The sequence below is a fragment of the Paenibacillus sp. FSL R7-0312 genome (assembly GCF_038004445.1).
Classification (GTDB): Bacteria; Bacillota; Bacilli; order Paenibacillales; family Paenibacillaceae; genus Paenibacillus_AQ.
The window spans coordinates 1,108,423-1,127,717 of sequence record NZ_JBBORE010000001.1; the positions used below are offsets into that span (position 1 = coordinate 1,108,423).

At 48.5% G+C, this 19,295-nt stretch carries 12 protein-coding genes; 3 read left to right on the top strand and 9 right to left on the bottom strand.

What is annotated here, in order from left to right; genetic code table 11:
• Window positions 1-80: 80 nt before the first annotated feature.
• The 3 genes from MKX70_RS04660 to MKX70_RS04670 form a co-directional block, all read right to left on the bottom strand.
• Entirely contained in the window at window positions 81-2,465 is a 2,385-nt protein-coding gene (locus tag MKX70_RS04660; protein ID WP_042231674.1) for a phosphoketolase family protein, read from the bottom strand.
• Window positions 2,466-2,775: 310 nt separating this feature from the next.
• Entirely contained in the window at window positions 2,776-3,498 is a 723-nt protein-coding gene (locus MKX70_RS04665; RefSeq protein WP_042231671.1) for a GntR family transcriptional regulator, read from the bottom strand.
• Window positions 3,499-3,660: 162 nt separating this feature from the next.
• Window positions 3,661-7,854 (bottom strand): S-layer homology domain-containing protein, encoded by a 4,194-nt coding sequence (locus MKX70_RS04670; protein ID WP_340839625.1) that lies wholly within the window; start codon window positions 7,852-7,854, stop codon window positions 3,661-3,663.
• A 251-nt stretch (window positions 7,855-8,105) separates the two neighbouring features.
• On the opposite strand from MKX70_RS04670, the gene MKX70_RS04675 reads away from it, so the two are divergent.
• Window positions 8,106-10,487, top strand: a complete 2,382-nt coding sequence (locus MKX70_RS04675; RefSeq protein WP_042231665.1) for a GH36-type glycosyl hydrolase domain-containing protein — start codon at window positions 8,106-8,108, stop codon at window positions 10,485-10,487.
• Between the two features lie 114 nt (window positions 10,488-10,601).
• Here the strand turns inward: MKX70_RS04675 and MKX70_RS04680 are convergent, their stop codons facing one another.
• From MKX70_RS04680 to MKX70_RS04700, 5 genes are all read right to left on the bottom strand, one after another.
• Complete coding sequence (locus MKX70_RS04680; protein WP_042231662.1) at window positions 10,602-11,012, bottom strand: hypothetical protein; 411 nt, start codon at window positions 11,010-11,012, stop codon at window positions 10,602-10,604.
• Window positions 11,005-11,454: a LytTR family DNA-binding domain-containing protein gene (locus MKX70_RS04685; RefSeq protein ID WP_042231660.1), complete on the bottom strand. Its 450-nt coding sequence runs from the start codon at window positions 11,452-11,454 to the stop codon at window positions 11,005-11,007. Before MKX70_RS04685 ends, MKX70_RS04680 begins: the two co-directional genes overlap by 8 nt.
• A 172-nt stretch (window positions 11,455-11,626) precedes the next feature.
• Window positions 11,627-14,224 (bottom strand): metallophosphoesterase, encoded by a 2,598-nt coding sequence (locus tag MKX70_RS04690; protein WP_340839626.1) that lies wholly within the window; start codon window positions 14,222-14,224, stop codon window positions 11,627-11,629.
• Window positions 14,225-14,227: 3 nt separating this feature from the next.
• Window positions 14,228-15,493 carry a class I SAM-dependent methyltransferase gene (locus MKX70_RS04695; protein WP_340839627.1) on the bottom strand — a complete coding sequence of 422 codons (1,266 nt, stop codon included), beginning with the start codon at window positions 15,491-15,493 and terminating at the stop codon, window positions 14,228-14,230.
• A gap of 34 nt (window positions 15,494-15,527) precedes the next feature.
• Window positions 15,528-16,316 (bottom strand): nucleotidyltransferase domain-containing protein, encoded by a 789-nt coding sequence (locus tag MKX70_RS04700; RefSeq protein WP_340839628.1) that lies wholly within the window; start codon window positions 16,314-16,316, stop codon window positions 15,528-15,530.
• 177 nt (window positions 16,317-16,493) lie between these two features.
• On the opposite strand from MKX70_RS04700, the gene MKX70_RS04705 reads away from it, so the two are divergent.
• Together MKX70_RS04705 and MKX70_RS04710 are read left to right on the top strand one after the other, a co-directional pair.
• Window positions 16,494-17,807 carry a helix-turn-helix transcriptional regulator gene (locus MKX70_RS04705; protein WP_340839629.1) on the top strand — a complete coding sequence of 438 codons (1,314 nt, stop codon included), beginning with the start codon at window positions 16,494-16,496 and terminating at the stop codon, window positions 17,805-17,807.
• Window positions 17,794-18,630, top strand: a complete 837-nt coding sequence (locus MKX70_RS04710) for a WYL domain-containing protein (RefSeq protein WP_042231646.1) — start codon at window positions 17,794-17,796, stop codon at window positions 18,628-18,630. Before MKX70_RS04705 ends, MKX70_RS04710 begins: the two co-directional genes overlap by 14 nt.
• A gap of 18 nt (window positions 18,631-18,648) precedes the next feature.
• Here the strand turns inward: MKX70_RS04710 and MKX70_RS04715 are convergent, their stop codons facing one another.
• The gene (locus MKX70_RS04715; protein ID WP_197073022.1) at window positions 18,649-19,023 is read right to left on the bottom strand and encodes a VOC family protein; all 375 of its coding nucleotides are present in this window, start codon (window positions 19,021-19,023) and stop codon (window positions 18,649-18,651) included.
• Window positions 19,024-19,295 lie beyond the last annotated feature (272 nt).

A 19,295-nucleotide genomic window follows, 5' to 3' on the forward strand; every position in this document is an offset into this window, starting at 1 on the left:
TGCCCCGTAGCCATTTTGCATGACCCTGCGGAGCACTCCCTTGTAAAAGCCTACTATAATATATTTACATCAGATAACAGTTAGTTCAAAGCCTTCCATACCCAGTTCTCAACCTCTGGAAGATCGATACCTTCTTCACGGATGTACTGGTTATGTTTCTTCACCATGGCATCCATTTCATCAGCAATCGCCTGATATTGGCCGGCATCCGGCAAGCTCAGCACGGCTTCCTTCGTAAGGTCGAAGCGGTCCATCTGATTAAGCACACGCATATCGAATGGTGTAGTGATGTCGCCATTCTCGCGGTATCCATGTACATGCAGGTTATGGTTGTGGCGGTCGAAGAACAGGTCTTTGATCAGGCCTTCATAGCCGTGGAATGCGAAGATCACCGGTTTATCCTTTGTGAAAAATTGATCAAACTCCTCGTCAGATAAGCCGCGCGGATCGAGCTTTTGGCTTCTCAGCTTCAGCAGGTCTACCACGTTGATATAGCGGATTTTCAGCTCAGGCAATTTCTCATGCAGGATCGAGATCGCAGCAAGGCTCTCCATCGTTGGTTCTGTACCCGACGAAGCAATAACCACATCCGGCTCTCCGCCCTTGTCGGTGCTTGCCCAGTCAATGATTTTGAGGCCTTTGTCCACCAGTTCCTGAGCTTCATCTGCCGAGAACCACTGCGGACGCGGGTGCTTGGACGATACAATCAGGTTGATCTTCTGACGGTCGTTCAGAATGGTATCGAAGACTGCCAGCAAGGAGTTGGCATCGGCTGGCAAATATTCACGGATAAATTCAGGCTTCTTATCAGCCAGGTGACCCAGCAGACCCGGATCCTGGTGAGTATAACCGTTATGATCCTGCTGGAACACGGTTGATGTGGCAATAACGTTCAAGGATGGGATATCTGCGCGCCAGGTCTGATCCGTAGCCTTGCGCAGCCATTTGAAGTGCTGGGTAATCATTGAATCGACAACGCGCAGGAAAGCTTCATAGCTTGCAAAGAAACCGTGGCGTCCAGTTAATACATACCCTTCCAGCAACCCTTCAGCCTGATGCTCGGATAGTTGGGAATCAATTACACGGCCATAAGGAGCCAGGAATTCATCCTGAGGTTCCTGGATGGAATCCATCCATTGGCGTTTTGTTACTTCAAAAACAGGTCCCAGACGGTTTGACATCGTTTCATCCGGTCCGAAAATTCTGAAGTTGCGGTTCTCTTCATTGAGCATTACAACCTCTTTCAGGTATTTGCCCAGTACTGCCATATCTTGCGCAACCACTTGACCTGGTACGGAATTATCCAGCGCATAGTTGCGGAAATTCGGCTTGTGCAGATCTTTGATCAGGTTACCGGCATTGGTTACAGGGTTCATTCCCATACGTCTGTCGCCAGTAGGCAGGATCTCAGCCAGATCAGCGTTCAAACGGCCGTTCTTATCAAATAATTCTTCAGGTCTGTAGCTGTTCAGCCATTCGAGCAATGCGGGTGCATGCTTCATATTCTTCTGATCTACCGGAATCGGCACCTGATGAGCACGGAAGGAGCCTTCATTTGGCACGCCGTCCCACGCTTTCGGACCAGTCCAGCCTTTAGGTGTACGGAAGACCAGCATTGGCCATGCAGGGCGTGTGGTGTCGTTATTTTCACGGGCATTCTTCTGAATCGCTGCGATCTTCTCAATGATGGTGTCCAGAACCTTAGCCATTTCCGGGTGCATCAGATCAGGATTCTCACCTTCCACGAAGAACGGTTCCCAGCCATTTCCTGCAAAATAAGCCGTTAACTCTTCTCTGGACATCCGGGACAGAATGGTCGGGTTGCTGATCTTGAAGCCGTTCAAATGCAGAATCGGCAGCACCGCACCATCTGTAATCGGGTTAATGAACCGGTTGGAGAACCAGGAAGCCGCCAGCGGGCCGGTTTCCGCTTCGCCATCACCTACAACAACTGCCGAGATCAGGTTCGGATTATCCAGAATTGCACCCACACTGTGAGACAAGGAGTAACCCAGTTCGCCGCCTTCATGAATCGATCCTGGTGTTTCTGGAGCAGCATGGGAAGCAACTCCACCCGGGAATGAGAACTGTTTGAACAATTTCTTCAGTCCAGGGATATCTTGAGTGATCTGCGGGTAGATCTCAGTGTAGCTTCCGTCCAGATAGGAGTTCGATACCATAACCTGACCGCCGTGGCCCGGACCTTCAATATAGAACATATCCAAATCATATTTAGTAATTACGCGGTTCAGATGCGCATAGATAAAGTTCTGCCCAGGGATGGTACCCCAGTGTCCGATCGGCTTCACTTTTACGTCTGCATCCTTCAAAGGTTCTCTTAACAACGGGTTATCCTTCAAATAGAGCTGACCCACGGAGATGTAGTTCGTTGCGCGCCAGTAGGCGTCAAGCTTGGCCAAATAAGTTTTAGAAGAATAATCCACCTGTGCGATTGATAATCCCATGTCTTCCACTCCCTAATCTTTTCTTTGTATTTTGAATGTATCACTTCTACAGTTACATCATACTCCTGCATTTAATAAATTCAATCTTTTTAACAATTGATACGGTCCAATATTGTGAAATTTTGAACATAGTATGAAATTCGTAGCTAATTAATTATAAAATAAGCATTATTATTATAATTATGTATGTATTTGTTATTTGTTTTCAGGGGCGGAATTCACTAGCTTCGTTGCCGGCTCTTTCTCCGGGAGCAGACGCAAAAGACCGGGATACAATCCCGGCCTTTCGCGACATTATTCAGTTGTTCCCTTATTGAACCGATACGAACGTATTGAACTTCAGATATTTGTAGTGGAACCGCATATGCGAGAATTCAAACGGGGTCCCGTTATCCAGGAAGAAGATCCCTTCCATGATTCCAACAGGCTCATTCTCCTTCAAGTGGAGCAATTCCTGATCATTAGGCAATGACGGCTCGGCAAAAATAGATAAAAAGGATTTGGTAACCGCCAGATTGCGCGACTCCTCCAGATAATGAAAGATCGATCCTTCGATAATCGCCATATCGAGATCCTGTACGATTTTAATCGGAATATATCCGGTCTCAATCATAAAGGGCTCCTCATCAAACAGGCGCAGGCGGACAATCTTATATACGAAATCATGAGGCTGCAGGAACAAATCACGCTGAAGCTCTTCCGTGGGCCGGATAACCTCGAAGTTCAGTACCTTGATCTCCGGCTTCTTGCCATGCATTTGAAAGTTGTCGGAGACCCCGAGATTAGAGCCTTCGTAATTAAAAATCGAATCATTTTTTATGTACAGCGGGTTAATAAAGGTTCCCGATCCGCGTTTCTTGAAAATAATGCCGTAACTCTCCATCTTGGTTAGCGCACGTTTAATGGTACTGCGGCTAACCTGATACGTTTCACTAAGGCTGCGCTCATCCGGCAATCTCATATCAGCAAACCGTCCCGCAAAAATCTTCATCTTGAGGTCATCAATAATTTGCTTGTAGACAAATTGTGTCATGTAGTACTCCTTCGTCGGACCCTGCATTAAAGTTCAATATTAAATATATCATATTAGGGAGAATGATGGCGTTCAAACTTGAAATTAAAAAGACACCCCTAAAGGTGCCTTTTTATGATCTCCATAAAGCGCGGAAGCTTAAAAAATTTCAATTCACCGAATTTACAATTCATTCGTAAGCTTCAATACCTTCATCAAATTGTAGAGTAACAATGCACTTTCCTGGCGCTCCGTTTTCTTCCCGGTCTGGAATTGGAATGGACCGTTTGCCGGCAGTAACCCATGGTCCAAGGCAATAACATAATAAGGTTTTGCCCAATCCGGTACATTCCCGGGAACTGATGCCTTAGCGGACTTATTTACACCTGTGCTTATTTCACCATTTTTCAATGCGTTGACCAGCATAACAATCATCTCTTGATGCGTAATTTCTTGAGTTGGCCGGAAAGTACCATCCGTAAAGCCGTTAATCAGGGCAGCATCGACAGCTGCATTTACCTGCGATGCATACCAGGCTTCAGCCTTAACATCTTTGAAGCTTTTTGCAGCCTGCTGTTTCGGTAAAATACCTAAAGCACGATTAAGCATGGCGGCGAATTCAGCACGTGTTACAACCGATTCCGCTTTGAAGCTCCCATCGGCATAACCGTTAATTACGCTCCGGTTCGCTAAGGCTAAAATACTGTCTTTGTAAGGATTGCTGTTATTCAAATCATTAAACTGGGCATGATTCTGGACAACGGTATATACAGAATTCCCTTTGCGCTTCATTGTCACCTGAAGAATTCCATCCTTCCACTCCCAGGTGGTCGGAACCGGAGCGTAGACCTGGGTCAACGGATCATAGGTTAAGCCTGAATAAACGGCGTTTGCATCTTGGGCTACCTTGAAACTCATCATATGACCTACGTAGTCAGAGAAACTGGAAATAACACGATCCGGGCCGCCCCCAACCAGTTTAACCTCATAGTCCACAGGTCTCCCCAACATAACACTGCTAGAGCCGCCCAGTTGAGCTGTCCATTTGGCCTGGTATTCGCTTGCCGCTTGTGCAACCGTAATGATGACCTTCTGATCAGGACTAATCGTTCCGGCAACAGCCGAAAATAAGGAATTCACAGGAATCTGAAGCTTGCCGGATGAAGATTCTATTATAAGTATAGCTTCCTTAGAGTTATTATTAATGCTTGTTAATGAACTCAAATCTATCTGGAATCGACTGCTTTGAGTTGCCGTTTTTTCATCTGCCTTAATAGTGATTACTGGATTCTTCTTAAATTCCGGATCGTCCAATGCCTTAGAGATCATTGCCTCTGTCACTTCTGTCATAGATGAACGGGTTCCATCAGTATTTTCTTTAACTGTGGTCACGATCTTGGCGTCATCCGCAGAGACAGGGGCTGTGCTGACACCACCACCGCCAGTTCCTCCGCCACCGCCAGTTCCTCCGCCGCCGCCAGTTTCTCCACCGCCGCCAGTTTCTCCACCGCCGCCAGTTCCTCCACCGCCGCCAGTTCCTCCACCACCGCCAGTTCCTCCACCACCGCCAGTTCCTCCACCGCCGCCAGTTTCTCCTTTGCTGTCATCAATAACAGCAGGTATAACGACTAAAGTTCCCATACTTTCAATGCGATCGAGTGTTTGCCGGGTTATACGGAGCTTCTGCCCGGGATTTCCAAGGTTCACAATAGTAATTGTAACAGTAGTCTTATTCGGTTCAACGATACCGTAACCCAGCAAGTTGGTTAGCTGCTCATTGTATACACGAATAATATCTCCGGCAGCCAGGTTATTCACAACGATCTCATCCGACTTCACCTGATATTTGTGTACAGTAATAGACGATACAGGAATATCCGCTGTCACTTTATCTTCCAGTATTCCAATGCTATAGAATGGTGATTTGAACTCATCATTCTCAATGAAAATACCAAGCGCCAAAGCTTCCTCCGGTACATTCGTTGCGGGAATCGTAAGGGAGTAACTCTTCTCCCCCCCGTTCACCAAGGCAAGCCCCTCTCCAATCGCACCTTTTTCACCAATAAAATACAACGAATATCGGACACCCGGCAGCTCTGCTATTCCGGACTTCCATGTGACTGTACCCGAGAATATACTGTTATCCGGATTCGTATCTGTAACTGAAAAGTCTACAGGCAGATAACTCGGCGCATCATAGATCGGAGTCATTGCATGAACACCAAGCGTACCGTCACTTCCGTAATTGTCGCTACGGATAACAGGATATACTCCGATGCCTGCTGCTTCTGCGGGCAGGTATGAATTACTTACTTCAAAAACAAAAAGGGAGTCATTTGATAAGTTCTCTTTCTTATAAATCCCTAGTCGATTAAGCCGTGTGCCATTCTGGTCAAGATAGTAAGCAGCATAACCTGTAATGCCATCCTGATTAACCGGTGGTTCAATGTACAAATACCCTTTAACCCTGCCAGCGGTCAAATCTTCATCCACGAAAACGGCATTGGAAGGCGAACGTGTCTCGTTCATGACTGTCTGCAGTTCTTCTAAGCTATGAAATTTGTACAACCGGTTACCCGTTGATACGAAAAGGGTATGATCGTCATCAACATATGCGTGCTGGACAAACATTAATAAATCAGACATTTTTACAAAACTATCCCTGTCGTAAACAGAACTATGACTGAATACAAGGTTACCACGCGCGTAAATAACTCTTTCCGGGTAGGTCCCGTGTAGTACGGAAGGTTTGCTAGCATCGTACCTTCTACCGCCCAAATAAAGATTATTGTCATCAAGAAGGAGCTTCGATTCATAATATCCGCTTTGTATGTCATTTCTTTCACTCATCTCAAAATTCCGACTGTCAAATTTATAGAGAGAGAAGCTATCTGCTCCATAGAGAATCTCTTGATCCGGATCCAATATATAGCTGTCCGGATTCCTAATTCCTGCATTCTTTTCGTTGTAAACTGCATCCATAACCGAGGTGTAAACAGTTGACGTCACACTGACACCACCGGCAAATATTCCACCATCATACAGAATTCGATTCTTGTGATCAGGGAGGACATCCAGCGGATAGTGCTTTGTAGTAATTTTAGCAATCGCCGCTTGCGAGAGAATACCCTCCTGTAAATCTACGATAGTTATGTGGTTCTCACCTTTAAAGATGATATAAGCTTTGTTCTCGAAGATTTTAATAGCAGTTGGATTAGAACCAATGAATATCTTCTGTACTACACTCATATTGCTCTTATTGATAACTACAAGTTCATTGGTGCTTGCCACAATAGCATAAATATTAGGAGAATTATCCGTAGTGGCCCAATCTGTAATGGCTTGATCGCTTCCGATGGAGTAAGCATCTGATGTAAAGAGTGCGGTGGTGCTTTGCGGTAGTGTTATATCCATCCGTGTGATTTTTTTGGCATTATCATACCAGTTGGCTTCCCCTGCAATATACGCATGTCCTTTTGAATCGAGCAAGGCAAACTTTTGATTCGTTGGAAATAAAGACAGCGGCATATACGTCTTTTTATCATAGACCCCTTGTGTGGTGAGGACGTAGGCATCTGAAATACCCAATATAACCGATTCGAGATAAGTATAATCGTCATTTGCTCTAATATAGGTGCCGGTCGTCTCAGTCAAATTCTGTTTATTAAACTGATGGCCCCCAAAATATACAGAGTGCTCATCCATAAAAATATGTTTGATAGAGTAAGCGGACCCTCCGATCTCCATATCATCATCAATGTCTTCACTTAGCTTTGCACCCGTCTCGGCGTTAATCGCTGTTATCCCTGCATATGACGTTAACTGTCCCACATATAAGGTGCTAGACACCTCATCAACTGCTAAAGCCAAATTATCAGAGTACATAGAAGGATCAAACAATAGTAAGCAGTTTTCTTTTGTAGTTTTATCATATTTATATATTTGCCCTGAATTAGTACTATAGAACAGATAATTGGAAGTGGCCGCTACCGAATCAGGCATTCCGGTGGTAATAATCGTATCCGAAACTTGTTGCGTGGAGAGGTCAACTGTCTTGATCAGCGTTGCTCCGGAAAGTACAACCTGCAAAGAATGTCCATCCCTTGCAATATAGGACGGGTTAGAACCTACGTTCAGCGTTTTCTCGATCTTGAGATCACTGAGCCGGATAAAATAAAGAGTGTTCTCGGTGCTGGAAATCGCATAGATATAACCCGCATCTTCGTCCAAAATCCAGTCTGTCAAATTAGCAGGAAGGGAAAGTTCCAGGGACGCCGTTGATGAATCTGCACTGGCTGCTGGAGCCCCAACCCCCAGTGTGTTAACCATTACTAGCAATACTAGCAGTAAAACCAAAACATTCTTTCCTTTTTTCATGAACGACGCCCCTTACACATTTTTGGTTATTCACCAAATTTGATCATACGATATAACACCAATATTTTCTATGCTTAATCTCCATGTAATCATAACCTTGAGCTTACCCAGCTCCAACATACTAAACAGCTATAAAAAGATTCATAGGCGAGCAAGAATTGTATTATAATGGAATAAGGCGGGGTTCTTCGGCTGTTTGTGAACGCGCGTTCATACTCCTGCCTGTCATCCACTTTGTAGGAGGAATGGTTATGCAATACGGTCATTTTGACGAAAAAAACAAAGAGTATCTCATTACGAAGCCTAATACACCTGCACCTTGGGCCAACTATCTTGGCTCGCCAGAATACGGCGCGATTATCTCGGGAAATGCCGGAGGCTACAGCTTCGTGAAATCCGGGGCCAACGGACGGCATCTCCGCTACCATTTCAACTCGAAGGACGAGCCGGGACGCTACATTTACGTCAAAGATTTAGAGAACGGGGACTATTGGTCCGGTTCCTGGCAGCCGGTGGGTAAAGACCTGGACCAGTATAAGTCCGTATGCCATCATGGAACCGGATACACGAACATCGTCTCAGACTACGATAACATTCATACAGAGTCCTTATACTATGTACCGCTGAACAAAACCTATGAAGTATGGCGTATGAAGATCCGCAATGATGGCCCCGCTGCCCGGAAGCTGGCCCTCTTCGGCTTCGCTGAATTCACTAACGATAACAACTATGAGCAGGATACCGTCAACCTGCAGTACACTCTGTTTATTTCCCGGACCTATTACAAGAACAATAAGATCCTCCAGGTAATCAATGAGAATATACAGGGAGAGCAGAGCTGGAGATTCTTCGGCGCTGCCGGTGCGGAGGTTGCCGGTTACGACGGAGACAGAGACACGTTCCTGGGTGATTACCACAGTTACGGGAATCCGGTCTCCGTGGAGAACGGTCAATGCTCGAACTCGCTGAACTACAACGCCAATGCCTGCGGCGCCCTGCAGATCAATGTGGAGCTGCAGCCGGGAGAAGAGAAGGAAGTCGCCTTCCTGCTGGGACAGTATGATGAGCAGGGTGCGGCTGAAATTCTCAGCCACTATAAGGATCTGTCTGTGGTAGAGAAGGAGCTCGAAGAACTGAAGGCGTTCTGGCACAGCAAGCTTAACCGTTTCCAGGTCCAGACCCCGAGCGACAATCTGAACCATATGATCAACACCTGGAATGCTTACCAGTGCTTCATTACCTTCATCTGGTCGCGTGCAGCCTCCTTCCAGTACTCCGGTCTGCGTAACGGGCTCGGTTACCGGGATACCGTGCAGGATATTCAAGGCATCATCCATCTGGACCATGAGATGGCGCTTGTGCGCCTGAGACTGATGATTTCTGCCCAGGTCTCCAACGGCGGCGGCCTGCCACTCGTTAAATTTGATCACAATCCGGGCCATGAAGGCACCCCGGAAGATCCGGAATACGTGCGGGAGACCGGTCATCCCCATTATCGCGCCGATGATGCCCTGTGGCTGTTCCCGACGGTTATCAAATACTTAAACGAAAGCGGTAACTGGGACTTTACGGATGAAGTGGTGCCTTATTCGGATAAAGGCGAGGATACGGTCTACGGACATCTCCGCCAGGCCCTTCAGTTCAGTCTGGACCGTATGGGAGCACATGGTATGCCGGTTGGGTTGCATGCCGACTGGAACGACTGTCTGCGTCTCGGCGCCAAGGGTGAATCGCTGTTCGTCGCCTTCCAGCTGTACATGGGCTTCAAAATATTCATGGACATCGCGCAGAATAAGAACAAACCTGAAGATGTAGAGTGGGCACAAGGCCTGCTCGACGAACTGGACGGGAATATTCAAAAGCATGCCTGGGAGAACGATCAGTTCGTCCGCGGCTTCACTGAAGATAACTATACTATCGGTTCCTGGGAGAACGATGAAGGTAAAATTTGGCTGAATCCGCAAAGCTGGTCTGTATTAAGCGGTGCAGCCCGCCCTGAACAGGCGAAGCTCTCCATGGATAAAGTGTACGAGAATCTACGGACAGATTACGGCACAATGCTGTTCTATCCACCGTTCCGGAAATATGGTCTGCCGGTAGCATTGATGGCCTTGTTCAACGCCTCAACTAAGGAAAACGGCGGCATCTTCAGCCAACCGCAGGGCTGGCTCATTCTGGCGGAGACGATGATCGGCAACGGTGAACGCGCGTTCGAGTATTTCCTGAACTGCAGTCCGGCCAGCATGAACGATCAGGCCGAAATCCGCAAGCTGGAGCCTTACGTACATGGCCAGTTCGTTGAATCCAAAGACAGCCCGTACCAAGGACGGGCGCATGTGCACTGGCTCACCGGCACCGCCTCAACCGTGATGGTCGCTCTGGCAGAAGGCATTATGGGGGTTCAACCGCAGAAGGATGGCCTCCGCCTGAATCCGTGCGTCCCTTCCGACTGGACAGAATTCTCTATGGTACGGGAATTCCGCGGCAAGAAGCTGAACATCCAGGTTGAGAACAAGAACGGCGTGCAAAAAGGGGTATCGCATATCGTCATTAACGGCGTAGAAATTCAGGGCGACCTGATTCCGGCTTCCCAATTGGCGGCAGAGAACGATGTCCTGGTTGTTATGGGGTAACGTTTGTTATGGAATAACGTTAGGGATCGACAAGGAGAGCGGACCGGTTACGGACGCTCTCTTTCTTTTTGCGGTATAGCAGACATTTTCTCTGTGCCCCCCGTAGGCTCCGGTCTACTTCAATATCTTATTTAACTCCGCAGCTTGCTTCTTACTGTTCACTCTGGCATAGAAGTAGAACGCAATTGTATGCAGGACAACGGATAACAGCAGCATTGCAGGCAGCCATGGTCTGATATGGTTGAACATATCTACAGAGAACAGCCACACCATACCCATTCCGCCTGTTATACTGAGGGTCGAAGAAATAAGAATGTTCCACAGCGGCCGTAGCGTGAAATGATTCCACAGCACATTGTACATAACTCCGAAGATCCCCGCAGCAATAACAGCGATACCCGCAAGCCGCCAGAGATACAGCATGTCCAGTGATTGCTCCCTGAAGAAGACCGTAAGCAGCAGCGTGATCCATAACGAAGTTAAGGTGAACACCTGAAAAAACGACTGTTTCAATTGATTAGCCATGATAACTCCTCCTGAAATTATTCATATAGTAACGGCTGACATAATAATATGAACCATCTGTCAAATTCACTTTTATCCGGGCATTATCTGTCGCTGAGAATTCTTTAATGTAGCTGGTGTTGATGATGGTCTGATTATTGATTTTCATGAACCGGGGTGAATCCAGCACTTCCAATGCGAATTTCAACCGTGTATTCAGCAGAAACATTTCTCCGGTAATAACACGTACACTGCACATCCGGCCTTCCGGCTCTATAACTGCAATGGTGCTGGTCACAATCGTAACATTCCGGTCGTTCTTGGCGTTGATTACCACGATCCGTCTCTCCGCCGCCTGAATGGCTGCTTCGATATTCCCCCAAAGCCCCTGTTCAGCCGGGTGGGTGACTATTTTCGCAATTCCTTGCCCCATACCTGATTCCGCTTCAAAAATAATATCCAAGCTGCGCTGCCTCCTCTCAGATTTCATATTAGTATCAAAAAGGAGCAATGACCACCATTCTACGTTTTCTTGCATATATTCGTCTGTTTGTTTCAGGAGAGACATTCCTCCTGCTCCCCAGACACAAATAAGACCGCCGGGAAGTTCCCGGCAGTCTGCCCTAACCTCCCCGCTACAACCGCGGGTCCATCTCCTTCTCCTTCGTTACCTCAAACAAGAGGTTGGCCGCAAGCTGCTTATAAACCGCGTTATCGGCCGAAATCTCCTCCAGCTTTACCTCCAGCAGTTGCCGGCCCAGCCGGTGCTCGGCTAAGGACGTGCGCAGCTTGGGAGCGATATTCTTCTGCTTCATCAGCTTGGCATACTTATGGGGGAACTTGTAGTCATATCCGTAGATGATCGACAGGTAGCCCGGATTACGGACCTTCAGGTAAGGGACCACCCCCTGCTGCTCCTGCTCCGGCTTAATGACGATACCTTCCATACCTTTCTCCACTGTTACTTTTGCGAAATACGCCTCTGCCTTACTGTAGGCATCCGGCTCATTCAAGTCGAGCACCAGAATTTCGTCGTCATTTAGGAAACGGTATTGTTCCGAAGTCAGGCCGTCAGGCATCCGTTCATCTCCACTTTCTAGCACTTCCTTCAGGATGGCAAAAGGTTTGTAGTCCAGCTCCGCGTCACCCGCATACAGCTCCAGCTGCTGCTGATATACCCGGTAAGCTTCGTCCCGCTGGTCCAGGTCCACGTAGGAATCCCTTATGTCACGGACATTCTTATACGTCTGATACACATGAGATCCATAGCTGCTATTAAGTGCTTCTTTGGTCAGATGATGCTGATCCTGCTCAAATCCGCTCGCCTCATAATCCTGAATCAGCTTACCCAGCGACTCTTCGAACCCGTGTTGTCTGAGGAATTCCAGCTCTGTCTCCAGCGCCTTCCCGATCGGCTTGAACTGGCGTTCAATCAGCCCGTCCCCCAGCGCCTTCCACGGCAGCAGCTCCCCGTCCAGCAGAAGCACACGAATGCCTTGCTCAGCCATATACGGTCCGAATTTCTGCAGCAGACCTTCGTAGATGGGAGCCAAGTCAACCGCCTTGACCTTATAGCCGTTACGGCTGACCGCATAACACTGCTCTATCTCCCGGTAGAGGTATACACTACAGCGTGATCCCATGTACTTGGGCTGCAGGACAACCTCAGAAGCGCGCCGGTCAGCGAAATAATCCAGACCCTTGCGCAGCGACTCCAGCTCACCCGCAGCCACATCCTTATCGGCAGGTGACATCGTCCCGGAGATAAAGTTCACCCGGTTCCGTGAAGAATATTGCAGTCTGCGCACAGCTTCGTAGTCCAGCTCCTGCAGCGATACGGGCTGCTCTTCCTGGAACAACGTTGGCAGCTCTTCCTGCAGCACAATCTGATGAGATTTATGGCTTTTGTAGAACGGCTTGAACGACATGCGGACAGACGTCAGCCCATTTCCCTGTACGGCTCCCGTGTCGAGGTGGAGCTTGTTCTTGATCCGGAACGTCTGCTTGGCGGCAATATGACCAAAGAGATGGAACGGGTGATTACTCACCGCCTCCTGCTTCAGGAAATCAAGCTGCTGCTCGTATGCAGCTTCACGGTCCAGCCGGAAGTTACGCTGATGGCGCAGCGAATTCGTATCCAGCTTCCCAATGTACTTATTGCGGCAAGGCGCGTGCGTAACATAGAAGGAAGGACCCTGCATACCGATATAACGGTAAAAGGGCTTGGAATCCTCTACCAGTAACGAGAATTTACTGAAGAGCTCAGCGTCCTCTTGCAGCACCTGGGTTGAATCGAAATATGTTCTTAGCAGCTCCGGATCGGTTCCTTGAATTTCACCCTTTATATACTTATAGACAAAGTTCTCATGATTGCCGATCACGAACAGGAAATGCTCACGGTTGTCATATAGAAACTCTATGATTTCCCGGGTCTGCTTGCCTTTATCTATCCAGTCACCTACAAGAATGACCTTTGTGTTGCCCAGCTTATCTGTAGCGCTTAACATACCTTCTTCTATTTTATATCCATAGCTGCGCAGCAGCCCCTGAAGCTCTTGAACACACTCATGGACATCGCCGACCACAATATACTCTTGATCCTGTGGGAGTACCGAGGCTGCGTAAGTCTCCCAATCCTGAATGATCACCCGGTAGTCCGGATTAGGCAGCCCTTGACCTTCAGCCTCTCCTTCCAGGAGGAAATCTTTGGCGCGCACCTTATGGATCTTGTTGTAGCCTTCGCGGGACAGTACAGGCAGCACTTCTTTTCTCAGCCGGTTCAGATGACCCGAGATCAGCTTCTTCGACCGCTCCGAGGCGTAATAATCCTCCCGTTTGCGGTAATCGAACAGTATAACCTCGAGATTGTAATTGTTCTCCTGGGCAATAGCGCGGACTTTACTGCGGTAATCTTCAGCCAGTCCAATCGTATCCATAATTACAAACTCCGCATTAATCGGCCAGGAGGTCACCAGCTTCAGCCGCTCAAACAGCAATTGAAACGTATGCGAGCTCGCCTCCAGCATCACCTGATCATATTTGTCGTAATCGTAGCCTAAGATGTCCTGCCGGATGCTATCCGAGGACAGGTACTGCACATTCGTGCGCAGCCCTTTGGAGTTATCCGCAAGCTTCAGCTGCGGGATCAGGACTTCCTTGGCAAATGTCGTTTTTCCGCATTCCGTTGCCCCCACCAGCATGAATATCGTGTGTACCCGGGTTCCAATGTCCACTGTCTATTCCTCCTTTCTGCGCACAATCGCGCTTTGCGTCGTCCGGATCTCATCTACCCGGTCACCGACCATCCCGTACTCCGCCTCAACGGCCAGGCCTTGAATCGTATCTGTGAACCACTCGCGGAACGCATCAATACCCATTTCCCACTTATGATCCTCATGCCGGAATCCCTCCAGCTCATAATACCGGTTGAAGTCGGCATTCGGCGTGGTCACAATCAGCTGTGCGAAATCTACACTTCCGATAATTTGCCGGATCAGCGCAGCCGCTTCATCCTCGCTCATATGCTCTACCACTTCGGTCAGAATCACATCGACCTGCTCCCCGTTATACGACTCCAGAAAATGATCCAGCGAGCCGAAGGTGGCGATGTTATCGATTTGCTTGGCCTTTGCCTTCCGGTTCACAACCTCCAGCAGCTCTGCATTGATATCCACCGCGTAATAGGTACTCTCTATTTTCCCGGCAAACGGAATGGCATAGAAGCCCTCCCCGCAACCGATATCCAGAATCGGCTTGTTAAATGGAAGCACACTTGAGATAAACGTACGCCGCTGCATCGCCGTACCGCCATACTCCAGCCCGATGGAGACCTGCTCCGTTTGTTCAATGGAGGCTTTGTAGCGCTTGAACAGTTCCCGGGTAGTAAGAAAGCTCCGTGCAAACAGACTGCGGATGTAGAACGGTGCATCAATCACATTCAGGCTGCGGATATATTTATCCAGAATACGGTCTGAAATATCAATATACTCATCTCCAAAAATGGATAAGAACAGGGACAGCACCTGAGTCACATGCAGGAGGTGATACAGGCTTTTATGTGTGGTAATGGTTAGTGAATAGCTCTTATGCGCCTGATGCTGCAGGGAGAAGGTATAATCCTTCAGATGCTTGTTGAAAAATTCAATATAATGCAGCCGCTCCACCTGAACCATATGGATATAAAAGGTATGCTCATAGCCTTCAATGTCCCGCTCATCCTGCGCCTTAACAGGCGTGGAGAAGAACTCATTCACCGCATTCAGCGGAAACAGCGGGGTGTTATACCGGGAGACATTGAGATACTCAAAGCTGTCACTGTCGCTCTGCTTATAGGAGAGTTCATTATCTGCATCCTTGAAAAAAACGTTATAGGTAGCATCATCCGAATACCAGCCGTAGGCTATCCCTTTGCGGACCGGGCGAAGCTGCATGCCGCTCTGCGGATTTTTTTTGATCAAAAAGGTGAACTTCGGGTTTGTTGATTTCAATTGTACAATAGCCACTACGATCTTCCTCCTGTCAGTCTTCCTGTCTTAGTCACTTTCCCCATACTTCCTGCAGCGCCTCCCGGAAAAGGGCATCCAGCTGCTGGTCCCGGTTATCCTCTTTGATACTCAAGGCCGCCGCTGCCACCTTCTCCAGCACCCCAAGCTGCTCTTCCAAATAATCGTTAATCGCGCTTAACCGCGGCTCAACATCCAGCTCTTCACCGTATTTCTTCCGTGCCAGTAATTGCTGCACTGCCTGCCATAGCTCTCCATCCTGCGGAATCAGCCGGTCTACCAGCACATCGAACTCCATCGGCGGCATCTCTTCATACCGGTTAATCCATTCACAGGCCAGAACCGGGCGCAGCACATAAAAGTATTTCTTGATCTTGACCTGCTCGCCCAGCAGGTAATCACGGTAATTGCCTTTAGCCATATTCAAGTAATGGTACATACAGGATTTCGGTGAAAAGGTATACGGCGATATCCCTCTAAGCTGTCCGGCTACACTGAATTTCTCTGCATACTGGATCGGCGATTGCAGCCACTCCAGCAGCGGCGGGTTGGACTTGCGGAATAAATTAAGCGCCTTACGTAAATCCCACCCATTGATATCCAGCCTATTGTTAATCGGACGCTCTATGACATCCCGTTTATCGTAGATAGACAAATACCATTCCGGCTTATGCAGGTAAATGAACCGCACATCATAATCACTGTCCTGAGAGGGGAAACCCCACGCCCGGCTGCCTGATTCACAGGCATAGAGGATGGTAACCTGCTCTTCCTGTTCAATCTGTTCCAGCTGCTCCAGGATAAGTTTGTTTATAAAGGTCATTGTTATCACTCCAGTTCAACTCGGCTTCATGAAGCTATCTTCCCTCATTTTCCCATTCACGAACAGGGCGGAAGTATGGCGGCAGGCAAAAAACCTTCCATTTTCTTCAACTCTGGTGCTTAATATAAATAGGTACTATCACTTCTAATGAATTCGTTACAGGCTGGAGGATTACAAATGGCCAAGGAAAGCTTTGATAAAGAAATTCAGTTTCTTCGCATGCTGTCTTTAGCCGGGGGAGCCTACAGCAGACAACAATTCGCCGACCGGCTCGGCATTTCCGTACATACCTATGACAAAACGCTGCGCAACCTGAAGGAAATGGTTACTGTCCTGCAGCAGGATCTGCCTGCTGAGCAAGGAACCGAGCTCTCCGAGTGGCTCCGTTACAACTACTATGAATCTGCCGATCCGCTGCTACTGTTCCTGTTCCGGGCGAAGTCGCTTAAGGAAACGGAGAGCATCCGGCTTACTTTACTCTTAACAGCACTCCAGACCCAGGAGCGGACTGCCAAGGATCTGCAGGATCTATGCAGTGAGCAGATGCCCGCCGATTCGCCGCTGCCTGATGAGAAGACCATCCGGGGAGATCTGAAATACCTGGAGGAAGTTGGTGTCATTCTCCGTGTCAATGAGCGGCGTCCTTACCGGTACAAGGCTGCCAACGACCTGATTGACCAGCTAACAGATGATCAGCTTTTGGACCTCTATGACTACGTGGATGTCATCGCTAATACACAGATTCCGTCTGTACAGGGCTACCTGCTGCGCGACACCCTGAAGAAGGTTCTGCGGAAGCGGGGCTTTAACCCCGAAGCTACAGAGACCCATAGATATAAATACAATTACCATTCACGTATTCTTGATGAGGCTCATCTCTACACGATATTCGGTGCTATTCAACAGCGCCGGAGAATCCGGTTTCTCTATCTGTCCCCGAAAAAAGGAATGAACTACACCTCCCAGAACACGAACCCTCTCTTTGAGCGGGAGTCTGCGGGTATTACAGATAGTATCCTTCCGCTACGCGTCGTTTACGACCATCAGTATGGGCGGTGGTATTTAATCGGACATCATGCCCGGATGGGGATCAAGAAATTCCGGATGGAGGGCCTTACGCAGATTGAAGAGGGCGAACCCGTGGAAGAAGAAGAATATGCGGAGAAGCTTAAAGCTCTGGAAGCGCAACTGAAGAACAGCTGGGTCACAGATACCAATCGTACGGTTAAGGTAGCTGTCAGATTCTATAATCCCAGCGGGTCCGGCGCTAATTTCATCCGGGAGCGGGTTGAGGCGCAGGGACAATGGGGCGTAATTACAGAGGAGTCCGATACAACGTTCCTGTACGAGATCGAAGTGAACGAAATTTATGAAATCAAGCCTTGGTTACGGAGCTTCGGTTCGAGCTGTGAGATCTTAGAACCCCGTTGGCTTCGTAAGCAATTTATTGCGGAATGGAAGGAGCTCCGGAGCTACTATGAATCCATTTGAGAAAATATTCAATTTCCAGATCATCTCACGCCTCGATGAAGCGGGCTCACTCGCGCTGACCTCGCAGGAACGCTCCTGGCTGAAAACGATGTTAATACACCCGGCTTCAGAGGCGGCTTTTACACCGGAAACTTTAATGAAACTGGATTCTATACTGGAGGCTGAAGCATCCATAGAAGTGCGGGAGATTATTATGGAGAAAGCCCGCAGTAAAGAGCGCCAGGTCTATCATCCGCTGCTCCGCACACTCCGCCGCATGATTATGCAGAATCAAGGCATTCTGATTACTTATCAGATTAAGCATGGCGGCGAACGAGCGGATCAGGCCGGCTTCCCTCACAAGCTGGAGTACAACATGTACAAGCGGGAGTGGTATCTGCAATGGTACAGCACCCGGCAGCGTTCGCTCATGTCTACCAAACTAAGAAATATTGTTTCGGTCGAAGTATTCCCCATTCCTGCCAAACGGATGGATGACCTGAAGGCACGGATAGCGCGCTTATTAGAAGGTCTCAAGGAATCGGCCTGCATCCAAGTCATTCCTACCTATAATGCGGAGCTGTCACGGATACTATCCGCCTTCTCCTGCTTCGATAAATCCGTGTCCTTCGATGAGGCTAACGGCATCTACCAGATTCATGTCAACTACATGAGAGACGACAGCGAGTTCCTGTTATCCCGAATCCGCTTCCTGGGCCTGCGGGTTAAAATCGTGGAGGGCGGGCAGCTTAAGCGGCGTATGCTGATGTCGGCGGAGATGGCGGTTGAGCGGTATGGGGAGGCGGGGAAACAGGAATTCACGCAGCAGCGAGAGCTTGATTAAATCGATATCCACGAATGCCTACCGTTTCGGCGGAGTAACCAAGGTCACGATATTTCCGTCCGGGTCCCTGAAATGCACGCTGCGCGCACCCCATGGGTAGGTATATGGCTGCGTCATGAAGGCAACGCCCATCTGTTGCAGCCGGGCGTATTCGGTGTCCACATCCTCCACGCGGAAGGAGATGGTGGTGTGCCCATGCCCCATGGAGTCATCATAAGAAAATGCCATATCTGCGATGGAGGCCGCCTTATCGTACAGTACAAATGGCAGGCCCTCGCACTGCATCTCGGTGTGGATATCATCGCCCTCTGCAGGGCAACCCAGCACCTTTGTATAAAATTCCCGCAGACGGCGCACATCCTCGGTAATCAAGCCGAATCCCATGCAAACCATAAGCCCGTCCCCTTTCATATATTCGCAAGATCTCCATATGCTCTAATATACCATCTTTCCAACCCTCTTCCACAAAACAAAGATACAGTTTAATCGGCTGTGTCTTTTCTTTCAAATCTTACTGTACACTCCACATGTGTCGAATGTACGGAACTGAGGCATCACTCACTTTAACTGTCCGTCAACCCCTACCGCTAAACCGTTTGATCGCTTCCTCGGTCATCGGCTCGAAGAGGTTAACTAGGCCACTTCTCTGCTTTGCAGCTCCAGCA